Annotated in this window: 13 protein-coding genes; 2 read left to right on the top strand and 11 right to left on the bottom strand. The window is 69.4% G+C overall.

Annotation, left to right across the window (positions count from 1 at the left end; all coding sequences use genetic code 11):
* Nucleotides 1–188 precede the first annotated feature (188 nt).
* The 3 genes from ACZ6KF_RS32790 to ACZ6KF_RS32780 form a co-directional block, all read right to left on the bottom strand.
* Nucleotides 189–4,184: a ThuA domain-containing protein gene (locus ACZ6KF_RS32790; RefSeq protein ID WP_469241825.1), complete on the bottom strand. Its 3,996-nt coding sequence runs from the start codon at nucleotides 4,182–4,184 to the stop codon at nucleotides 189–191.
* Between the two features lie 111 nt (nucleotides 4,185–4,295).
* Nucleotides 4,296–5,174, bottom strand: coding sequence for a sugar phosphate isomerase/epimerase family protein (locus tag ACZ6KF_RS32785; protein WP_469241823.1), 879 nt, complete (start codon nucleotides 5,172–5,174; stop codon nucleotides 4,296–4,298).
* Nucleotides 5,175–5,243: 69 nt separating this feature from the next.
* Complete coding sequence (locus ACZ6KF_RS32780) at nucleotides 5,244–6,377, bottom strand: Gfo/Idh/MocA family protein (protein WP_469241821.1); 1,134 nt, start codon at nucleotides 6,375–6,377, stop codon at nucleotides 5,244–5,246.
* Between the two features lie 84 nt (nucleotides 6,378–6,461).
* Here ACZ6KF_RS32780 and ACZ6KF_RS32775 point away from each other — a divergent pair, with 84 nt between their 5' ends.
* Nucleotides 6,462–7,640 carry an AraC family transcriptional regulator gene (locus ACZ6KF_RS32775; protein WP_469241818.1) on the top strand — a complete coding sequence of 393 codons (1,179 nt, stop codon included), beginning with the start codon at nucleotides 6,462–6,464 and terminating at the stop codon, nucleotides 7,638–7,640.
* 28 nt (nucleotides 7,641–7,668) lie between these two features.
* Here the strand turns inward: ACZ6KF_RS32775 and ACZ6KF_RS32770 are convergent, their stop codons facing one another.
* The 7 genes from ACZ6KF_RS32770 to ACZ6KF_RS32740 all read right to left on the bottom strand — a co-directional run bounded on the left by ACZ6KF_RS32770 (nucleotide 7,669) and on the right by ACZ6KF_RS32740 (nucleotide 17,736).
* Nucleotides 7,669–8,646, bottom strand: coding sequence for a multicopper oxidase domain-containing protein (locus ACZ6KF_RS32770; protein ID WP_469241816.1), 978 nt, complete (start codon nucleotides 8,644–8,646; stop codon nucleotides 7,669–7,671).
* A 109-nt stretch (nucleotides 8,647–8,755) separates the two neighbouring features.
* A complete protein-coding gene (locus tag ACZ6KF_RS32765; RefSeq protein WP_469241814.1) occupies nucleotides 8,756–12,298 on the bottom strand; it encodes a ThuA domain-containing protein in 3,543 nt (1,180 codons plus the stop codon).
* A gap of 42 nt (nucleotides 12,299–12,340) precedes the next feature.
* Nucleotides 12,341–13,174, bottom strand: a complete 834-nt coding sequence (locus ACZ6KF_RS32760; protein ID WP_469160886.1) for a sugar phosphate isomerase/epimerase family protein — start codon at nucleotides 13,172–13,174, stop codon at nucleotides 12,341–12,343.
* Nucleotides 13,175–14,368 (bottom strand): substrate-binding domain-containing protein, encoded by a 1,194-nt coding sequence (locus ACZ6KF_RS32755; RefSeq protein ID WP_469160887.1) that lies wholly within the window; start codon nucleotides 14,366–14,368, stop codon nucleotides 13,175–13,177.
* Nucleotides 14,369–14,378: 10 nt separating this feature from the next.
* Nucleotides 14,379–15,317, bottom strand: a complete 939-nt coding sequence (locus tag ACZ6KF_RS32750; RefSeq protein ID WP_469241812.1) for an ABC transporter permease — start codon at nucleotides 15,315–15,317, stop codon at nucleotides 14,379–14,381.
* A 2-nt stretch (nucleotides 15,318–15,319) separates the two neighbouring features.
* On the bottom strand, nucleotides 15,320–16,303 hold the full coding sequence (locus tag ACZ6KF_RS32745; protein WP_469241810.1) for an ABC transporter permease: 984 nt from the start codon (nucleotides 16,301–16,303) through the stop codon (nucleotides 15,320–15,322).
* Nucleotides 16,300–17,736 (bottom strand): sugar ABC transporter ATP-binding protein, encoded by a 1,437-nt coding sequence (locus tag ACZ6KF_RS32740; protein WP_356637114.1) that lies wholly within the window; start codon nucleotides 17,734–17,736, stop codon nucleotides 16,300–16,302. Before ACZ6KF_RS32740 ends, ACZ6KF_RS32745 begins: the two co-directional genes overlap by 4 nt.
* Nucleotides 17,737–18,042: 306 nt before the next feature.
* On the opposite strand from ACZ6KF_RS32740, the gene ACZ6KF_RS32735 reads away from it, so the two are divergent.
* Nucleotides 18,043–19,236 carry an ROK family protein gene (locus ACZ6KF_RS32735; protein ID WP_469241808.1) on the top strand — a complete coding sequence of 398 codons (1,194 nt, stop codon included), beginning with the start codon at nucleotides 18,043–18,045 and terminating at the stop codon, nucleotides 19,234–19,236.
* An 87-nt stretch (nucleotides 19,237–19,323) separates the two neighbouring features.
* Here ACZ6KF_RS32735 and ACZ6KF_RS32730 read toward each other — a convergent pair whose 3' ends face one another.
* Nucleotides 19,324–20,220 (bottom strand): DeoR/GlpR family DNA-binding transcription regulator, encoded by an 897-nt coding sequence (locus tag ACZ6KF_RS32730; protein WP_356637118.1) that lies wholly within the window; start codon nucleotides 20,218–20,220, stop codon nucleotides 19,324–19,326.
* Between the last annotated feature and the right edge of the window lie 479 nt (nucleotides 20,221–20,699).

Here is a 20,699-nt window from a genome sequence, read left to right as displayed (position 1 = left end):
CCCCGTCCGTGCGAAGGAAGTGTTATTGAACCCTATGTCCCCTCGGTGGAGACAGGCCTTTAGAGGAGAGGGGAGAGGGGCGGCAGGGGGCGGGGGGGGAACCCCCCCCCACTACCGAACCCGGGTGGCCCGGGGCGCATGCGCCCCGGGCCACCCGAGTCTGTCCGGTACGGCGTCAGCAGCCCGCGTCACGCACGGCCGACGTCGCTTCGTTTGGCAGCGCGGTTGATGTCACGAGCCTCCCTCCTGGTGATCACGCCGTCGTCGACGAGCTTGGCCGTCACCTCTCGCACATGCCGGACGAAGCCACGGTGATCGCTCCATGTCTGCTCGTCCAGGATGAGGTCGTTGATCGTGCATCCGTCGCCGACCTCGGCGTTCGGCACTCCGCTGTCGACATCGCCGGCGAAGACAGTCTCCCGCCGATCGGCGTCGGGACACTTCTCGGCGTCCGCGGCGACGAACTCCATCCAGTTCACCCGCACCTGGCTGTCCGGGAAGACCAGGTGCAGCGGGAAGGTCCCCTCGGTCCGCTTCAGGTCGAACGTCACGCTCTGCCAGGGGACGGTGCCCTCGGCGAGCAGGATGCTCGCGGCGTTGCCCTTCCCGGAGGAGTCGACCGCGGTGGCGCCGCCGTCCTCGTCGAACCGGTACCAAGCGATGTCGCCGCCGCCGGCCGAGCCGCCGGGGCCGGCCGTCAGCGACCGCACCTCGTCCGGCGTCAGGGCCCGGCCGAAGATGTTGAAGTCGTCGACGGAGCCGTTGAGCAGCGGGTCGGGCGTCCACTGGGAGTCGCCGATCCAGTTCTGGTTCGTCCGGCCGAGGTCCGAGGGTTGCAGCGTCATGTTGTCGTTGGTCCCGATCGGCTCTCCGTTCAGGTACAGCGTGCCCTTCGTGCCCGACAGGGTGACCGCGACGTGCTGCCAGCCGTCGGTGGGCAGTTGCTGCGAGCCGTCGATCCGCTGCTCGCCGGAGCCCGTCGTGATCGCGAACCGCAGCTTGTCGGTGCCGCCCGCGCTCGGCGTCAGGAACATGTAGTTGTCGGTGCCGGAGCCGAAGTCGAAGATCCGGGCCCACGTCTGGCCGCCCGACCAGTTCACCCACGCCGAGACGGTGAAGTCCTCGACTCCGTCGACGATCCCCTCGGGCAGCTCGACGCTCTCGAGCGGGCCTGATCCGTTGAGCTGGACGGCGCCGCCGAAGCCCTCCGGGCCCATGGTCCGCGGGACCTCGACGCCGCTCTCGATCTGTGCGGTGCCCAGCAGTTCGCCGTCGGGCGCGCCGCGCCGCACTTCCACCGTGGTGTCGTCGGCGGCCGCGGCGCGCAGCGTCATCGAGCCGATGCCGTCGAGGTTGTAGGGGTCGTACGACGCCCAGGCGCCGTTCCGGCCGGTGATCGCCTCACCGCCGCCGGTCTCCTGGTCCTTCGCCTCGCCGACGCCGACGTTCGACGAGTCGCTGAAGTGCTCGGTCTCCTTCCGCTTCTGCTGCAGGAAGTGGGTCACGCCGCCGGTCAGCGCCGGCGCGCCGGACTCGCCACCGAGGTCGGTGTAGCCGGCCGTCACCGTCAGCGCGAGGTCCGCGGCCTCTCCGTGCTCCGCGTCGGTCTGGGTGACGAGGACGCCCTCGCAGCCGTTCTGCGACTGGCCCGGATGCACGTGCGCGTTGCCGCCCTCGTCGTGGTAGAGCCCTTGCTGCACCGTGACCCGCGCGCAGTCGATCGCGTCACCGGTGCCGTCCTCGGCGTCCGTCACGGAGACCCGGTAGGGGATCTCGTCGCCCCAGTTGAACACCTGACCGTGGTGCGGCAGTTCGATGGTCACCTTGGGGCGGGAGTTCCCCGCGGTGATCGTGACGTTGGAGGTGCCGGCCCGCCCCGACGGGTCGGTGACCGTGAGCCTCGCGGTGTACTGGCCGGGCTCGGCGTAGGTGTGGCTCGGGTTGGGTTCGTTCGACGTCGTGCCGTCGCCCAGGTCCCACGCATACGTCAGCTCGTCGCCGTCCGGGTCGCGGCTGCCCTCGCTGGAGAACGAGACTTCCAGCGGAAGGGGCCCGGAGTCCTTGTCGACGGCTGCCTTCGCGACCGGGGTCCGCGCGCCCTTGGTGTAGTTGATCCGGTAGAGGCCGGAGTCCGGGTTGACTCCCCCTCCCCCGTAGTTGAAGTCCATGCCCCACTCGATCAGGTACATCGCCCCGTCCGGTCCGAACTCCATGTCGTGCGGGCTGCGGAAGAGGGTGCTCGGCATGAACCGTTCAAAGCTCTTGTAGTTGCCGTTCTCGTCCAGCCTGAGCGCGCCGATCCACTTGCGCGACCACTCCATGACGAACACCGCGTCGTCGTAGTACTCCGGGAACTGCCCGTCACCCAGCAGGTCGGGGTCGTAGTGGTACACGTCTCCCGCGTACGCGGAGCGTCCGCCCGAGGAAGGCAGCTCGGGGAACTGCGGCGACGGCCCGTAGGGGTACCAGACGAACGCGTCCTTGGTCGGCGGCACGGTCTCCAGGCCGGTGTTGAACGGAGACTTGTTGGCGGGGCCGTTCTCGCAGTCGAAGGACTCACCAGGGGTCTTGGTGGCGAAGTCCCATTCGCGGTAGGGCTGGTTGTCGGCGATGCAGTACGGCCAGCCGTAGTTGCCCGCCTCGCGGATCTGGTTCCACTCGTCGTAGCCGCGGGGGCCGCGGTCGGGGTTGTCGACCCCGGCGTCGGGACCGACCTCGCCGGCGTAGACCCAGCCGGTCTCGTCGTCGACGGCGATCCGGAACGGGTTGCGGTGTCCCATCGTGTAGATCTCGGGCCGCGTCTTCTCGGTTCCCGGCGGGAACAGGTTGCCCTCGGGGATCGCATAGGTGCCGTCGTCCTTGGGCGTGATCCGCAGGATCTTGCCGCGCAGGTCGTTGGTGTTTCCGGAGGTGCGCCGGGCGTCGTACGAGTGCTTGGCGTCCTCGCTGTTCTGCTCGTCGTGGACGCGCCCGTCTATGGGAGCGTAGCCGTCCGAGGCGAAGTGCGCGGTGTCGTCTCCGGTGGAGATGAAGAGGTTGCCGTCGGGGCCGAACCTCATCGATCCGGCGGAATGACAGCACACCTCCCGCTGGTGCGGGATCTCCAGAAGGACCTTCTCGGAATCCATGTCCAGGGTGTCGCCCTCGACGGTGAATCTGGAGACGTGCTGCACTTCGGGCGACGGTGCGCTGTAGAAGAGATAGACCCAGTGGTTCGTCTCGAAGTCGGGGTCGAGGGCGATGCCCAGCAGCCCGTTCTCGTTGCCGCGGTGGACCGGGATCCGTGCGATGGTGCGCACGGCGCTGGTCTCGGGGTCGTAGAGCTTCACCGCGCCGCCGAGCTCCACGTAGAAGACCCGCCCGTCGGGGGCGACGGCGAGTTCCATCGGGTTGGCGGTGTTGTCGTCGAGGGCGACCTTCTCGAAGGACGCCTCCGTGGGGATCCCTTCACGCGGCTCCCCGCAGGATCCCTCGGCGGCGCCCGCCGCCCACTGGATGCCGCCGAGGATGTGCCGGCGCAGCAGCGGCTCGTCGTAGTGCTCGGGGTTGTGGCCCAGGGCCGAGTACCAGGTCCGGCCGCCGTCGAAGGCGGAGCACCAGGCGATCGGGTGGTCCTCGCCCATCGCGTCCGGTCCCGGGTTGTACGTCGACTCGTCCAGCGTGGCCAGGACGTGGACCTTTCCGCGGGGGTTGGCGGTGAAGTTGTACCACTCGTCCCGGCGGACCCATTCGGCCGGCAGGTCCGCGGTCGACGGATGTGCGGGGTCTTCGATCCGTACGGTCGCCTCCTGGAACTGGTCGGCGCCGGAGGGGTGGCTCTTGAAGAACCCGCCGCCCATGAGGTCGGACCACCAGGGCCAGTCGGTCTTGTCCGTGTTCGACGCCGAGTGCAGCCCGACGAAGCCTCCGCCGCGCTGGATGTAGCGCTCGAACGCCTGGCGCTGCGCAGCGCCGAGTGTCTTCTCACCATCGGTGAAGAAGACGATGGCCTCGTACGGTGCCAGCCCCTGGTCGGTGAAGACCGAGGCGTCCTGCGTCTCGGTCACCGCGAAGCCGTTGTCCTGGCCCAGTTTCTCGACGGCGGCGATGGCGGACGGTATGGAGTCGTGCCGGAAACCGGTCGTCTTGTGGAAGAACAGCACGTCGTAGTCTTCCGCGACGTCTTCTGCTGCACTGGCGGCCATTCCTGGGAGTAGCGAGACCAGGAATGCCACCACCACCGTGAACAGGGTGTATCTACGACGTTGTCGCATAGGTCCTCTCCATCGCTTCGTTGCGAGTGCAGACTGAGGAACTCATGTAGCCCAGCTGTGTCCGATGGACATTTCGGTGAGGAAGGACAGCCCGCCGACCGCGATCGCGTCCTGGGTCGGCGCCAGGGGACGCCAGATCGAAGCGGCCGTGGCGATCGTCTCGTTGTCCCCGGTGAACGACTCGATCACCAGGGGCCCCTGGTAGCCGGCCGCGTCGAGAGCGGTGAGGATGCCGGGCCAGTCGAGGTGGTCCGCACCGGGAGCGCCCCGGTCGTTGGCGCTGACCTGGACATGGGCGATCCGGTCGCCCGCCCTGCGCACGGCCGCGGGGATGTCCTGCTCCTCGATGTTCATGTGGTAGACGTCCAGCGCGATCCCGCAGCCTTCGGTCGGCAGGCCGGTGAGCGCCTCGAGCGTCTGGTCGACGGTGTTGACGACGCTGGTCTCGTACCGGTTGAGGGGTTCGACCGCCACGGTGACGCCGGCTCCGCGCGCGTGTTCGACCACCGGAGCGAGACCGTCCCGCAGCTGCTCGTAGCAGGCGCGCCGCTCCGCGTCGTTCATCCGCCAGGTGCGCCCCACCGAGGCGTAGACGGGACCTGCGACGACCGGCGAGGAGACGGCGGCAGCCGTGTCGATCACGCGACGCAGGAGGTCGCGCGTGGCGGCGACGGTGTGGCCGTCCGCCCCCACCAGTTCGCGCCCCGGTCCCATCGCCACGACGACGGTGGCCGACAGGCCGAGGGAGTCGAGCAGTTTCGCCGCCCGGCCGGGATCCCAGTCGCCGGTGTTCTCCACCGGGAGCTCGACCACGTCGAAGCCCCACTCCCGGATACGCGGCGCCAGTTCGGCCAGCCGCCGGTCGGTCAGGGGCGAGGCCCACACCCAGGTGTTGACCCCGAACGTCCTCCCTGCCTTCATCGGTCCTCCCATCGCGTTCGTCTTCGTCCCCGGGCGGGCCGGGGTCGCTCCCTCGGACGGCACCGCCGGTCAGTTCCCGGACCGTCCAAGCTCGAGCAGCTCCTCGTAGTCGGGAATCGCCACCCGTGCTCCCCCGTTCATGGCCGACGTGTGCGCGCAGATGCCGACCGACGTCCAGTTGGCCGCGGTGATCTCGTCGATCGCCGGGGGTCGGTCCTCGACGATGCTGCGGACGAACTCGTGGGCCAGATGCGGATGCGATCCGCCGTGGCCGCCGCCCTGGGCGAACGAGAGGTGTTCGTTCTCGTCGTCGTAGACCCCGCGCGTCGTGAACGGTGCGATCTCGGGCGGCAACCGGTGCGCGAAGTCCGGAACGTCGATGACTTTCGGGACCTCGCCGGTGTGCAGCACATGTCCCGAGCCCTGGGTCTGTTCCCATTCGAAACTCGCCCGGTCCCCGAACACCGTGAAGCTCTCGACGTATTCATGTGCCGTCTCGAAGAGCGAGCGCGCGATCTCGGCGCCGACGTCCGAGTGGCGGAGTGTGAGAAGGGCGCTTTCGACGGCGAACGGCGAACCGTACTTTTCCGCGAGGGCCGGTGCGATCCGGCCCGAACCGATGCACACGACGCTCTCGGCCTGCGCACCGGCGAGACTCAGCACGGGGCTCACCGCGTGCGTCGCGTAATGCATGGGCGGCAGGCCCTCCCAGTACCCGGGCCAGCCCGCCATCTCCTGGTAGTGGGCACCGCGCAGGAACTGGACACGACCTATGGTGCCGTTCTCCACGAGGTCCCGGACGTGCAGGAACTCGCGGGAGTAGACGACCGTCTCCATCATCATGTACTTCCGGCCCGATTCCCGGACCGCGGCCACGATCTCCCGGCACTCGTCGAGCGTCGTGGCCATCGGCACCGTGCACGCGACGTGTTTGCCGGCGCGCAGGGCCGACACCGTGTGCTCCGCGTGGTTCGGGATCGGCGTGTTGATGTGAACGGCGTCGATTCCGGGGTCCTGCAGCATCTCGTCATAGCTGGTGTACCGGCCCGGAATTCTGAAGTGATTGGCGACTTCGTTCACGGCCGTCTCGGTCCGCTGGCAGACGGCCACCAACTCGGCGTCCGGATGTGCCTGATAGATGGGAATGAACTCGGCTCCGAATCCGAGCCCGGCAATCGCCATCCGTACTTTCTGCGTCATCATCGACCTCCCATGGCCCTGCCAGATTAGGGACATTGGCCGAGACCGAGCCATGCGTTATCCCGCAGTCCTCCTTAGACTTTTTGCATGCGCCCACCGAAGACACGTCATGTCGCCCTGCTGGTCGAAACCTCCAACGCATACGCACGCGGCGTGCTGGGCGGCGTCAGGAAATACGTCGAAGCCCATCCGGGCTGGTCGATGTATCTCGCCGAGCACAGCCGGCACGAGACCGACTTCTCATGGCTCGAGGACTGGCACGGCCATGGCGTACTGGCCCGCATCGAGAGCGAGGAGACCGCCTCGTTCATCCGGCGGCTCGGCCTGCCCACGGTCGATCTCAGCGCGGCACGGCTCCTGCCCGAACTGCCCGGTGTGGAGACCGACGACGGCACGATCGCACGGTGGGCGGTCCAGCACTTCGAGGAGCGGGGACTGCGGCACTTCGCCTACTGCGGCGACGAACGATTCGGCTGGTCCCTCAAGCGCGGCGCCCGCTTCGAAGAGCATGTGCGCGAGCGCGGCTCCACCCCTCGGGTGTTCCGGATGAAACCGTCGGGGATGCGCGCCGCCGACCGTGAACGCCTCGCGCGATGGCTCACCGATCTCCCGAAGCCGGTCGGCGTCTTCGCCTGCTACGACATCGCCGGCCAGGAGGTGCTGGAGGCCTGCAAGCTCGCCGGTCTGGCGGTGCCCGACTCGGTCGCCGTCATCGGCGTCGACAACGACGAACTCGTCGGCAACCTCACGACCCCGGCGCTGTCCAGCATCGAGCCGGACACGACAAGGACGGGATACCTGGCCGCGGAGCTCCTGGACCGCCTGATGCGAGGCGACGACCTCGAGCCGGGCCTCCGACTGATCGCACCCACCCGTGTCGTCACCCGGCAGTCGTCGGACATCCTCGCCGTGCAGGACCCCCTCGTCGCCGAGGCCCTGCGGTTCATCCGTGACCGGTCGGACCAGGCTCTGGCCGTCACCGCCGTACTCCGGCACGTCGGGCTCTCGAGGCGCGCGCTCGACCAGCGGTTCCTTCGGAGTCTGGGCCGGACGGTCCACGGTGAGATCGTGCGCGTCCGCGTGGGGCACGTCGCCGAGCTGCTGTCCTCGACGGACTGGACGCTGCAGCAGATCGCGCAGCGCCTCGGCTTCAGCCACTCCGAGTACATGAGCGTGGTGTTCAAGAAGCACACCGGCACATCACCGGGCCAGTACCGCCGGGCAGTGAACGGGTCCGTCGCACGTCAGAGCTTCTGGAACGACTGACCGCATCCGGGCGGGCCCTTACCGCCCGTCAGTGCTCGTGCGGCGGCTCGTGCGACGGGTGCGGCGCGTGCGGGTCGTAGCCCGGGATCGTGCCGTCGGGCTGCTTCACCAGGAACAGACCGACCATGCCCATGTCCGCGTGGCTCTGCACGTGGCAGTGGTACATCCACGCGCCGGCACCCACCCCCTCCCCCGCGATCACCTGGAAGCCGAACGAGTCCGCAGGGCCGACGATCTTGTTGTCGATCATCCGGCTGGGGTCATGCGGTCCGGCGAGCAGGCCCGTCCGGTTGTCCGCCCAGCGATGACCGTGCAGGTGGAACGTGTGGTACGGCCCACCGTGCGTGATCATCACGAACTCGACGCGGTCTCCCACCGTGGCCTCGAAGTGCGGGCCCGCGTGCGCCGGCCTGTTGTTGATCGTCAGGTCGTTGAAGACGATCGTGTGGGTGGCGTCGGGCAGCACGTCGCCCTTGCGGCGCACGATCACCGGCCCGTACAGCCCCTTGCGGATGCCCTCCGTCCCGTGCTCGGAGCCCACCACGTGGTCGTGGTAGTGCCAGTAACCGGCGCTGCCCGCACGCCAGGTGCCGTCCTTGCGGCGGCCGGGGGCGTGGGTGCGCCAGGTGTACGTTCGCGTGGCGCCCGGCGGCACGTCGCTCCCGCTCGCCCGGGTGCCGTCGCTGGAGATCTCGTAGTCCAGGCCGTGCACGTGCAGACTCGCCGGCACCTCCATGGTGTTCTCGAGCTCGATGTGCAGGGTGTCGCCCTCGTTCAGCTCGATCAGCGGGCCGGGGACCGTCGCCCCGCCCTTCTCCAGGCCGTAGCCCATCCGCCCGTCGGCGAGTGCCTCGGCGTACAGCTTGATGCGCCGAACCCCGCCCCCGCCGGGCGCCGTCCTGACCGGCCCGGCGGCGCCGACGGCGGCCTCCGATGCGACGGACAACGATGTGGCGGCAACCGCGCCGCCCAGCAGTACACGTCGGTTGAAATCACGTCGGTCCATGGCGAACTCCTCGGTGTAGTGAGCGCGATGGGACGCCGTACCCTCGGCGTCGACAGACCCGGTGCCCGCCCGCGCGCGAACGCGGGCAGGCACCGGGTACGGGAAGGGATCAGCCGGCCTCGTCGAACTTCCATCGCTGGCTGATCGCCGAGGCGCTGCAGGGCGCCTCGGTCAGCCGGACTTCGTTCGCGGTGGAAGCTTCAGGGATGTCCAGGCATCTCCCACTGGCTACCGAGACCACCCGATAGTCACCGGATCCCGCCGCTTCGATGCGCCACTTCTGGTTCGCTGCGCCGCTGGCACAGTCCCACTGCTGGAGGCGGGAGCCGCCTCCGGACGGCAGGTCCAGGCACTTGGCGCTGTGCTGCGCCGTCAGCGTGTAGGCGCCGTCACCCGCGTCGGTCAGTCGCCACCGTTGGTTGGCGCCGCCGTTCGGCGTGTACTGGATGACCGCTGCTCCGTTGTCGTTCGACACGTACTGCACGTCCATCGCCTTGCCGCTGTGCGCGCTCGTCACCGTGTACGTGCGACCGCTCTGCGGACCGGACGTCCCGGCCCCGGAGGCGTTGAAGGTGATCGCGTCCAGGTCGAAGGGGTGCTGTGCCGGCGCCTTGAACACCGCGTACACGGTCTCGGTGTCCGGGGTGTCGGTGACCGCGACGGGGTCGAGGTCGACGTAGTCGTCCCAGCCGCCGGTTGCCGGGACGGGGCTGGTGGCGATCAGCGCGCCGGTCGGCGAACCGGACCGGAGCTCGATCGAGCCGCCGCTGTCGGTGGGGGCCGAGACCCGGAAGCTCACCGACTCGACTCCGGACAGGTTCAGCGGCTTGAAGGAGATCCAGCCGCCGTTCGTGATGTATCCGATGCGCTTGCCGTTCTCCGCGCCGCTCTGCTCGACGACGCGTACCCCGGAGTGGCCGGTGAAGTACTCGGCCTGCTTGTGGCGGGGCTGGAGGGTGACGCTGGTGGTGCCCTTCAGACCGTCGTCGTCGGTGTAGTCGGCCGACAGGACGAGGAAGGTGTTGGCGGTGGCGTCGTGACCGGAGGCGCTGGTGGTGATGGTCCCGCTGCACCCCGTGTACTGGCCGGTGTCGTGGCTGTGGCTGTCGTGGCCCAGGGCTGCCGTCACCACGACCTTGGAGCAGTCGACGGCCCCGTCCTCGGGATCGTCCACGTCGATCCTGTAGGTGAGGGTGTCGCCGAACTCGATGACGCTGCCGTTGCCGGGCGTGGTGAAGGTGACCTTGGGGCGGGTGTTGCCCACCGTGATGGGCACGTTGGCGGTGCCCGTCTTGCCACCGCTGTCGGAGACCGTCAACCGGGCGGTGTAGGTGCCGTTGGCGGTGTAGGTGTGCGTGGGGCTCGGACCGGTGGCCGTGGCTCCGTCACCGAAGTCCCACGCGTAGGTGAGCCCGTCCTTGTCCGGGTCGGCGGAGCCGCTGGAGGAGAAGGTGACCTCCAGGGGAGCCTGTCCGGAATCGGGAGTTGCGCTCGCCTTGGCCAGCGGGGCGCGGTTGCCTGCGACGTAGTCGATCCGGTAGATGCCGTCGTCGGTGTTGGCGTGCCCGTAGCCGTTGCCCCACTCGGCGAGGTACATCGCGCCGTCCGGGCCGAACTTCATGTCGATCGGCGCCCGGGGGGCGAGTTGGGCGACGAAGGGGTTGATCTTCAGAAGTCCGCCCGAGTCGTCGAGGCGGAACTCCTTCACGAAGTTGCGGCTCCACTCGTAGAAGAAGGGCGTCTTGTCGTAGTACTCGGGGAACTTGCGCTCGGACGTGCCGGCCGCGTCGTAGTGGTAGAACGGGCCGCCCATCGGAGCCGCGCCGCCGGCGACGTCGATCTCGGGGAACTTCGCCGAGGCGTGGTAGTCGTACCAGACCGTCGCGGGCTTGGCGGCGGGCAGGGTGGTCAGGCCGGTGTTGTTCGGCGAGTCGTTGACCGGTGCCCCGCAGTCGAACTTCGGTCCCGACGTCCTCGCGGCGAAGTCGTAGTCGTTGAAGGGGGTGTTGTCACCCACGCAGTAGGGCCAGCCGTAGAATCCCGGCTCCTTGACCAGATTCCACTCGACGGTGCCCTCGGGGCCCCGGTCGGGGTTCGCCTGGTTCGCGTCGGGCCCGTAGTCGGCGGCGGAGATCCAGCCGGTCTCCGGGTCGACGGCGAAGCGGAAGGTGTTCCTGAAGCCCATCGCGTAGATCTCGGGCCGGGTCTTGGCCGTGCCCGGCTCGAACAGGTTGCCCTCGGGGATCGAGTAGCCGCCGTCGGCCTTGGGCTGGATGCGCAGGATCTTGCCGCGGAGGTCGTTGGTGTTGGCGGACGAGCGCTGGGCGTCGAACTTCTCCCGCCCCGGTCGTTCGTCTATGGGGGTGTAGCCGTCCGAGTGGAACGGATTGGTGTCGTCGCCGGCACCGATGTAGAGATTGCCGCCCGGGCCGAAGTCGAGGCCGCCGCCGGTGTGGCCGGGCTCGTCGGAGTCCCGGTACGCCGGGACCTCGATCACCGTCTTCTCACTGGCCATGTCCAGCGTGTCGTCGCTCTTGACGGTGAACCGGGACACTCGGTTGATCTCGGCTCTGCCGGCGGGTGAGTGATTGACGTAGATCCATCGATTCGTCGCGAAATCGGGGTCCAGAGCCAGACCCACGCCGCCGTCCTCGCCGCCCTGGTAGACGTCGAGGCGCCCGGCGACATGCGTCTCGGGCACGTCGTCGTGGGTGTGGATGACGTTCACCGCGCCGGAGCGCGAGATGTAGAAGACCTTGCCGTCGGGAGCCACGTCGAGCTGCATGGGCTGGTCGGGGGCGCCGTCCAGGGTGACCTTCTGGAAACGGTCGGCGACCGTGCCGCCGCAGTCGCCCTCGGCGGCGCCCGCGGCCCACTGGAGGCCGCCGAGCAGGTGTTTCACGAACAGCGGCTCGCTGTAGGAGGCCGCCTCGTGGCCCATGGCGGTGGCCCACACCCTGCCGCCCTCGGCGTTGCGGCACCAGGAGATGGGATGGTCGGCGCCCATCCGGGCGGACCCGGCGTCGTAGGTGGTCTCGTCCGCCGTGACCAGGACGTGCACGTCACCGCGGGCGTTCTTGTCGAAGTTGTACCACTCCTCGGTCCGCACCCAGCGGTCCGGCAGGTCCTTGGTCGACGGGTGCGACCGGTCCGCGACCTTGGCCGTGCCCTGCACGGTGGCGGAGTGGGCCGTCATATGGGCGCCGGCCATGACGACCTGGTCCCACCAGGGGAACTCGGACTCGATGTTCATGTCCGTGGCGTTGTGGACCGCCACGATTCCGTGCCCGCCGCGCACGTACTCCTGGGCGGCGGCGCGCTGGGCGTCCGTGTCCCACACCATGCCCGAGGTCTGGAGCATGACCACGGCGTCGTACGTGTTCAGGGTGGTGGTGTTGAAGACGCTCGCGTCGTCGCTCCGGTCCATCTGGATGCCGTGCTCGGCGCCCATCTGGGTGAACGCCTGGACGGCCGCGTCGATGGAGCCGTGCCGGTAGGCGCCGGCCGCCGTCTTGGTGAAGAGCAGGACCTTGCGGTCCTCGTCGTGCGGGTGCCCCTCGTGCGCGAGGGCCGGTGTGGCCTGCAGCGCGGTGAGGGCGAGCAGTGGCGCGGTGAGCGCGGCGAGGGCGCGCTTCACCCAGGGAGGTGGCATGGGAATTCTCCTTGTGGAGGGCAAGAAGGGATGAAACCGGAGTCAGAGAGTGCGCAGGAACGCGAGCCCGTCGGTCGCGAGGGCGTCCTGGTCGACGGCCAGCGGACGCCAGATGGAGGCCGCGGTCGCAATGGTGGTGTTGTCCGGGGTGAAGGACTCGATGACCCACGGACCGCTGTAGTCCACGTCCTCGACCGCCGCGGCGAAGCCGGCCCAGTCGAAGTGGTCGGCGCCGGGGGCGCCTCGGTCCGTGCCGCACACCTGGAGGAGCGCGATGCGGGATCCCGCGTCCCGGATCGCCTGGGCGGGTTTCCTTTCCTCGATGTTGAGGTGGTAGGTGTCGAGTGCGAGGCCGCACTCCTCGGGGAGGGCGTCCAGGGCCTGCTCAACGGTGTTGATCAGGCTGGTCTCGTACCGGTTGAGGGGTTCGACGCCGAGGCGCACGCCGCGTTCCCCCGCGTAGTCGAGCACCGGCCGAAGGCTCTCCCGCAGTTCGGCGAGCACGGAGCGTCGCTCCTCCGCGTCGAGTGGCCACGTGCGGCCCACGGAAGCGTAGGCGGGACCGCTGATCGTCGGTGAGCCGACGGTGACAGCCACGTCGACGCAGTGCCGCAGATAGTCCTGGGTGTCCCGGATCGCCTCGGGGGATGCGGCCACGAGTTCGCGGCCGGGGGGCATGACCAGGACGACCGATGCGCCGAGTCCGTGGTGGTGCAGCAGCTCGGCCGTGCGGCCGGGCGACCAGTCACCCGGCCGCTCGACCGGGAGCTCGATCGTGTCGAAGCCCCATCCGGCGACCCGTGGGACCAGCCGGGCAAGGGAAGCATCGGTCGACGGCGACTCCCAGACCCATGTGTTGACGCCGATCGCGGGCATCTACTCGCCGCCCCACTTCTGCGGGTAGCCCTTCATCTTCTCGCAGCCGCAGAGCGCGTAGTGCAGGGGAGGCATGCCGGGCCGGAGGTAGGTGTCCAGTTCGTCCTGGGTGATGGCGGGCTGCGGAAGGTTCCAGACCTTCGGGACGCTCTCCCCCTTGAGGATCTTCAGCGCGGCGATGACCGGGGTGCGCCACTGGTACGTCGGGTAGGTCGGAGCGATCGCCGTGAGCTTCGCGTCCTTCCACTTCTGCAGGAAGTCCTGCTGGTCCTCGCCGTTGAGGGGCGGGACGGGCAGGCCGGCGTCCTCGAACGCCTCGACGGCGGCCACGGCGGTGGCCCCGGAGTCCAGCCAGAGGCCGTCGATCTCGCCGCGCTGCAGGTAGTTGGTGACGATGCTCTTGGTCTTGGCGGCGTCACCGTCTGTGAACTCCACGCCGACGACGTCCAGTTCGCTCTTGTCGAACGCCTTCTTCGCGGCCGACCACCGCGTCTCCAGGACGTCCACGCCGGGCGAGATGCGCAGCGCGAGGATCTTCCCGCCGGGCTTGACCTTCTCGGCGAGGAACTCGGCGCCGTCCGCGCCGAAGGCATAGCCGCCGATCGGCTTGATGAAGGTGACCGGGCAGTCCGTTCCGACACCGCGGTCGAACAGGATGACCGGCACCTTCGGGCAGGCGCCCTTCACGGCCGGGGTGAGGGTGGCGGTGGTGTTGGGCGAGACGATGAGCGCGTCGCAGCCCTTGGTCTGCAGTTCGGCGATGTCGGAGATCTGCTTGTCGTCCTTGCCCTCGGCGTCCAGGACGGTGAAGTCGGCGATCTCCTCGTGCAGGGCGACCTCGGCCTGCATGGTCTTCCAGCCCACCTGGCGCCAGGGGTTGTTGGTGGCCGCGTTGGAGAAGCACAGGTGGTAGGGGCCGGCCTTCTTGTACGCGGCCGTGTCGACGGGCTCGGGGTCGATGGCCTGCTCCCACGGCTTGTCGGCGGGACCGGTCGGCTGCTTGGTCCGCATGGCGAGCTGGGCCTCGTAGTCGGCCTGGACGAAGAAGGAGGACTGGTCGCCGGCTTTCTCCTGGCCGTCGGACGAGGCGCCGGGACCGGCCGTGTCTGCGGGCAGGTCGCTGGAACAGCCGGTCAGGGCTACGAGGGCGGTCACCGCGGCAGCGGTGAGAAGGCGTCTGTGAGCGTGCGGCATGGTGCTTCCTCTATGCGGTGGTGGAGGCGGACTTGACGCGCCGCGGGAACTGAATGGACCCCAGGGCGACGGCGATGATGAGGATGAGCCCCTGCACGGTGTACTCGAGGGCGCCCGAAATTCCGTGCAGATTCAGCAGCGTGAACAGGGCTTGCAGCGTGAGCGCGCCGGCGATGGCGGCCACGGCCGATCCGCGGCCCCCGCCGAGGACGACCCCGCCGAGGACGACTGCGGTGATCGCCTGGAATTCCAGGCCTTCCCCGACCTGGGCGGAGACGCCTGCGAAGCCTCCGAGCAGAACGGCGCAGACCGCGGCCGACAATCCGGACAGGACGAAGGCCGCCGTCTTCACGCGCAGCACGCGTACCCCGGACAGGCGGGCGGCGGTCGGGTTGTCGCCCGCGGCCAGCAGGGTGCGCCCGAAGTCGGAGCGCATGAGGGCGATGGCCGCTGCCATGGCGACGACGAGGACGAGTACCGACCACGGCACCGGCCCCACGCTGCCGCGGCCGACCTGACGGAACTCCTCGGACAGCGCGCCGCGCGGGGAGCCGTCGGTCCACAGGAACACGGCTCCGGACAGGATCAGCAGCATGCCGAGGGTCACGATGAACGACGGCACCTTCAGCACGGTGGTCACCAGCCCGTTCACGAGGCCGATGAGCGCTCCGAAGGCGAGCAGGAGGAGGACGACCGGCCAGGTGGCGCCCGCGTCGCCGTCGATCAACCGGGCTGCGATGACGACTTCGGCAGTGACGAGCGAGCCCACGGAGAGGTCGAACTCGCCGGACACGATGACGAAGTACTGGCCGGCGGCGAGGATGGCCAACGGTGCGGCCCGCTTGACGAAGGCCAGGAATCCGTCGGGCTCCAGGAAGAAGGGGTTGGCGATCGCGATCGCCACGAGCAGGACGGCAAGGACGCCGAAGATGGGAAGGTTGCGTCTCATCGTCAGCGCCTCCGGCCGGCGTAGATCGCCAGGGCGGCGACGAGGACGACGCCCCGTACCACGTCCTTGGCGAACGAATCGATCTCCATCTGGTTGAAGACGCTGTCCAGGACGGCGAGCAGGAGTACCCCGCCGACCGTGCCCGCGACGCCGCCCCTGCCGCCCGCCAGGACCGTGCCGCCGAGGACCACGGCCGCGATGGACTCCAGGTCGTAGCCTCCGTCGGTGCCGACGGTGGGAGCGCCGGCGCCGAGTCGGGCGGCGAGCAGCAGACCGGCGGCTCCCGCGGTGAGGGAGCAGAGGATGTGCGTCGTGACGAGGACGCGGTCCGTCCGCACGCCCGAGAGACGGGCCACCTCGGGGCCGCCGCCGACGGCGTAGATGCGGTAGCCGAGGGAGGTGCGGCGCAGCATGAACCAGGCCGCTGCCGCGATCGCCAGCCAGAGCAGGGCCGAGACCGGCACGGGTCCGACGCGGTCGTAGCCGAGGTGCTGGAAGGACTGGGGCACCCGGCCGGCGGGTCCGTCGTAGCGGTACTCGAGGATGCCCTTGATGACGAGCGAGACGCCGAGTGTGGCGATGAAGGCGTGCACCTTCAGGGTGGTGATGGCGAAGCCGTTGATGAGCCCGGTCAGCGCGCTGACGGCGAGGACGGCGCCGATCGCGGGCAGCACGCCGTACTGGGCCATCGTCTCGGCGGCCACGAGCGAGCACAGACTCATCAGGAAGGCGACGGACAGGTCCAGCGAACCTGCGAGGATCGCGAGGGTCTGACCGACGGCGACGATGCCGAGAGCGGCGGAGCGCTGCTGGATGCCGACGATGTTGCCCTCGCTGAAGAACTGCCCGCCGTCGAAGGCGAACAGGGCCCAGCCCAGAATGATCATGAAGCCCAGGGCCATGAAGACGGGGCGTGCAGGACTGTCAGCGGCGAAGCCGCGTACGGCGAGTCCCTTCGCGGGCAGGGTGTGGAGCTGCTGGGTCATGATCCGGCCGCCAGGTGCATCACGGCTTCCTCCGAGGAGTTCGCGGGCAGGTGGCCGGCGATGCGGCCTTCTCTCAGGACGACGATGCGGTCACTCATCCCGATGAGTTCGGGGAGTTCGGAGGAGACCATGAGGACGGCCATGCCGTCCTCGGCGAGTTCTCGTATGAGCTCGTGGATGGCGGCTTTCGCTCCGACGTCGACACCGCGGGTCGGCTCGTCGAACAGGAGGACCTTCGGAGCCACCGTCAGCCACTTCGCGAGGACGACCTTCTGCTGGTTGCCGCCGGAGAGATACCTGACCTCGGTCTCGGTGCGAGGCGGCGCGAGGCGCACCCGCTTCAGGAGGTCCAGGACCGAGGTCCCGGCACGTCCGCCGCGGGCGCGAGCAACCAGGAGGGCGTTGTCCCGCACCGTCTGGTGCAGGGCCAGGCCCTCGGACTTGCGGTCCTCGGTGACGAGGCCGATTCCGGCGGCGATCGCGTCCCGGACCGAGCCGGGGCGCCGGGGGGTCATCTCGCCTCGGGTGAAGGGCTCGGCGCCGAACAGCGCCTTGGCGAGTTCGGTGCGGCCGGCTCCCTGCAGCCCTGCCAGGCCGACGATCTCCCCCGCACGCAGCTCCAGGTCGATTCCGTCGAGAGCGGCGTTGCCGCCGCCACGCACCGACAGCAGGACCTCGCCCGGAGGACGCGTCGCGCGAGCCGGGTAGTACTCGGTGAGTTCACGGCCGACCATCAGCCGGACGAGTTCGGCGGTGGTGAGTTCCCCGATCGGGAGGGTGGCGACCTTGGCCCCGTCCTTGAGCACGGTGACGCGGTCGGCGAGTTCGAATATCTCCCGCAGTCGGTGCGAGATGTAGAGGACGGCGACACCGCGCTCGCTCAGCCGGCGGACCAGCCGGTACAGCAGCTCGACCTCACTCTCGGCGAGGGCGGCCGTCGGCTCGTCCATCACGACGATGCGGGCGTCCACCGACAGCGCCTTGACGATCTCGACCACCTGCTGCTGGGCGACCGAGAGACGGCGCACCGGATCGCGCGGGCCGAACGAGGCCTCACCGAGCTCCTCGAGGAGTTGTGCGGTGGTCGCCTCCATCGCCGCCCTGTCGACGAGACCGAGGCGCTTGGGCTCGCGGCCGAGGAAGACGTTCTCGGCGACGGTCCGCTCCGGGAGGAGGGTGAGTTCCTGGTAAATGATCGACACGCCCGCACGCTGAGCGTCCGTCGGGTGCTTGAAGAGGACGGTGTGGCCGTCGAGGGTGATCGTGCCCTCGTCCGGCGTGTGCACGCCGGCGAGGATCTTCATCAGCGTCGACTTCCCGGCACCGTTCTCGCCGATGAGGGCGTGCACCTCGCCGGCCCGCACGTCGAGATCCACGTCCGACAGCACGCGGGCGCCCGGGAAGCTCTTGCCGATGCCTTTCATGCTCAGCACCCCGCCCACCCGCCTTCCCGGCGGCGGGACGTGAGCGTCTCGGCACCTTCCGTGGCACTCGCCGGGTTCGCTGCCGCGACACCCGCGGGGCAGGAGCCGGATTGTCTCGCCGCTGGGGCATGGATCCGACTTAAGAAGCCGCTTCCGACGATCTCTGCTTCGACTTCCGCCGATCGTCGTCGTATATCGAGCATGTTGCGGATACTAGAGACGAGTTACGACGAGCGTCAACCATAAGTAAGCGCAGCGTAGTTATAATCAACAAGGCCAAGCGACCGCGGTACCCGGAGAGATGGAGACAGGACGTTGACCACCGAACCGGCAGGCGCCGGCGCCCTTCTGGCGATCCTGCGCGACGGCCGTGCCCGTACCCGCACGGAGTTGGTGCAGCTGACGGGCCTCGCCAGATCGACCGTGAGTCAGCGGCTCGACGCCTTGGCCGATCAGCAGTGGATCCGGCCTGCGGGCGAGGTGATCTCCTCGGGCGGCAGACCCGCCGCGGCCTTCTCCTTCAACTCCGGCGCCCGGACGGTCCTCGCCGCGGACCTGGGAGCCACCCACACCCGGATCGCCGTCACCGACCTGGCCGCCCGCGTGCTGGCCGAACGCAGCCGCGACATGAGGATCGCGGAGGGGCCGGAGCGAGTTCTGGGCTGGATCGTCGACGAGTTCACGGAACTGCTGGCCGAGGCCGGGCACACCCTCTCCCATGTGTGCGGCGTCGGCATAGGCCTCCCCGGCCCCGTCGACCACGCGTCGGGCCGGCCCGTGAACCCGCCGATCATGCCGAACTGGGACGGTTTCGACGTTCCCGGCCGCCTCGCATCCCGCCTCGGGGTACCCATCCTGGTCGACAACGACGTCAACATCATGGCGCTCGGAGAGCACCGGGCCGCCAGTCCCGAGATCGAGCACCTTCTCTTCGTGAAGGTCGGCACCGGTATCGGCTGCGGCGTCATCACGGAACACCGCCTCCACCGCGGCGCCCGTGGCTCAGCCGGCGACATCGGCCACATCGAGGTGGCCAGGGCGGCGAACGAAACCTGCCGTTGTGGAAACACCGGCTGCCTCGAAGCGGTCGCCGGCGGCGGCGCCCTGGCCGCCCGCCTGCGTGACGCGGGCCTGGACGCCGCGGACGGCCGGGGCGTGGTCGATCTGGTCCGCGCCGGCGACCCGACCGCGGTCCGAATGATCCGTCAGGCGGGCCGGGACATCGGAGACGTCCTGGCCGCGCTGGTCAACTTCTTCAACCCGGAGGTGATCGTCATCGGCGGCGACCTGTCGGAGGCCGGAGAGCACCTGCTCGCCGGGGTGCGAGAGGCCGTATACAGACGTTCCCTCCCCTTGGCCACCCAGCACCTCTCCATCCGAGGACGTCAACTGGGCGACCGCGCGGGCATCATCGGGGCTGCGGTCATGGTGGCCGAGCACACCCTCGACCCCGCTGCGGTCGACCGGACCATCGCCGGCTCCGGCGCGCAGGAGTTCGCCGCTTCGTGATGCGGCATATCGGCACTCGGCAGGTGTCGCCCGGCTGGAGCGCACCGGCCTGACGGTTTGCCACGGCCGGAGCACGGCAGTCCGGTGTCACGACACCTCGGGACCCCGCTCGGTGCAGTGCAGGCGGACGTCGTGCGCTCTGCACCAGCGCACCAGATCGGGCTGCGGCAGGTCGCAGACGATGTCGTCGACGTCCTGGAGTCCCGCGATGCCGAAGAAGGCGTCGCGGCCGATCGCGGGCGCCTCTGCCGCCACGACCACCCGCCGGGCCCGGCCCATGGCGATCTGCTTGACGTGGCCGTCCGCCGTTGCCGGGACGCTGATGCCGTGGCTCGTGACGCCACTGACGGTGATGAACGCGATGTCGACGGTGAAGCGTTCCAGAGTGGCTGCGGCCACCGGGCCGACCAGTGCCCGGCCGGTCGGGCACAGCTCCCCGCCGAGGAGCACATGGTGCGCGGCCTGCCGTTCCGCCAGCACCTCCGCCACTCCCAGCGCGTTGGTCAACACGCTCACCCGTGACCCTCCGAGAGCCTCGGCGAGCGCATGACTTGCGCGCCCGGAGTCGAGGAAGATCGTCTGCTCCTCGCCGACGAGGTCCGTGCACAGGCGCACGAAGTCCGCGTGAGGGCCACCGCGGCGCTTGCGGCCGATCGATGAGGAAGGGGCAGGACAGGGACCCGCGACAACCGCTCCGTCGCTCGTGCGGCGCAGCACATTCGTACGCTCGAGGACGGAGAGGTCCCTGAGCAGCGTGGGCTGGCTGATCCCCAGGACGTCGGCCAGATCGCTCACCGGCACGTTGCCGCGTCCCCGGACGGCGGACACGATTCTTTCCCTGCGCTCCTCCGCGGCGGCCCGCCTCGCCGAGCCGGTGCTCGCCCCCTGACTCTGCCGACGGACGATGTCGGCGATCTGAGTACGCCGGCCCTGGTCGAGGTGGTGAATGTCGGCAGCGTCCTGCGGCCGGCGGAGGGAAGTCATGGCCGGCCTCGCTGAGATCGGGTCACACTCACAAGTCGGTTCCGTTCTGGGTCGTACGACGCCCCGGACTCAGCACGGCCGAGCCGTTCCGCCGTTCGGGACGCGACGGCGTACGGCGTGCCCTCTGTCCGTCGGACAGAGGGCACGGAGGGATCCGGGGCGGGTGGACGAGCCCGACGGCAAACTCTGCCGGGGTCGCGTCCGGGTCCGGCGAACCGGAGCAGGGCAACGGCGCATCCGCCCGACGAGAGCCGAACGATGCCCCCGCCGTCCGGGACGACGTGACCCGGTCGCCGCCGGTGATCGGTCCGCGGCGACCCCGTCGCCGTCCGTGCGGACGACGACGGTGGGACGGCACACCCGTCCCCCTTTCCGAACCGTCCGTCAGCCGCGGGCGGCGAGGAGGTGGTCCATCGCGAGCTGGTCCAGACGCTCGAAGGCCATACCGCGCGCGGCGGCGGCGTCGACGTCGAACTCCT

Source organism: Streptomyces sp. NPDC046379 (assembly GCF_055587785.1).
This window is presented reverse-complemented; position numbering and strand designations above follow the sequence as displayed.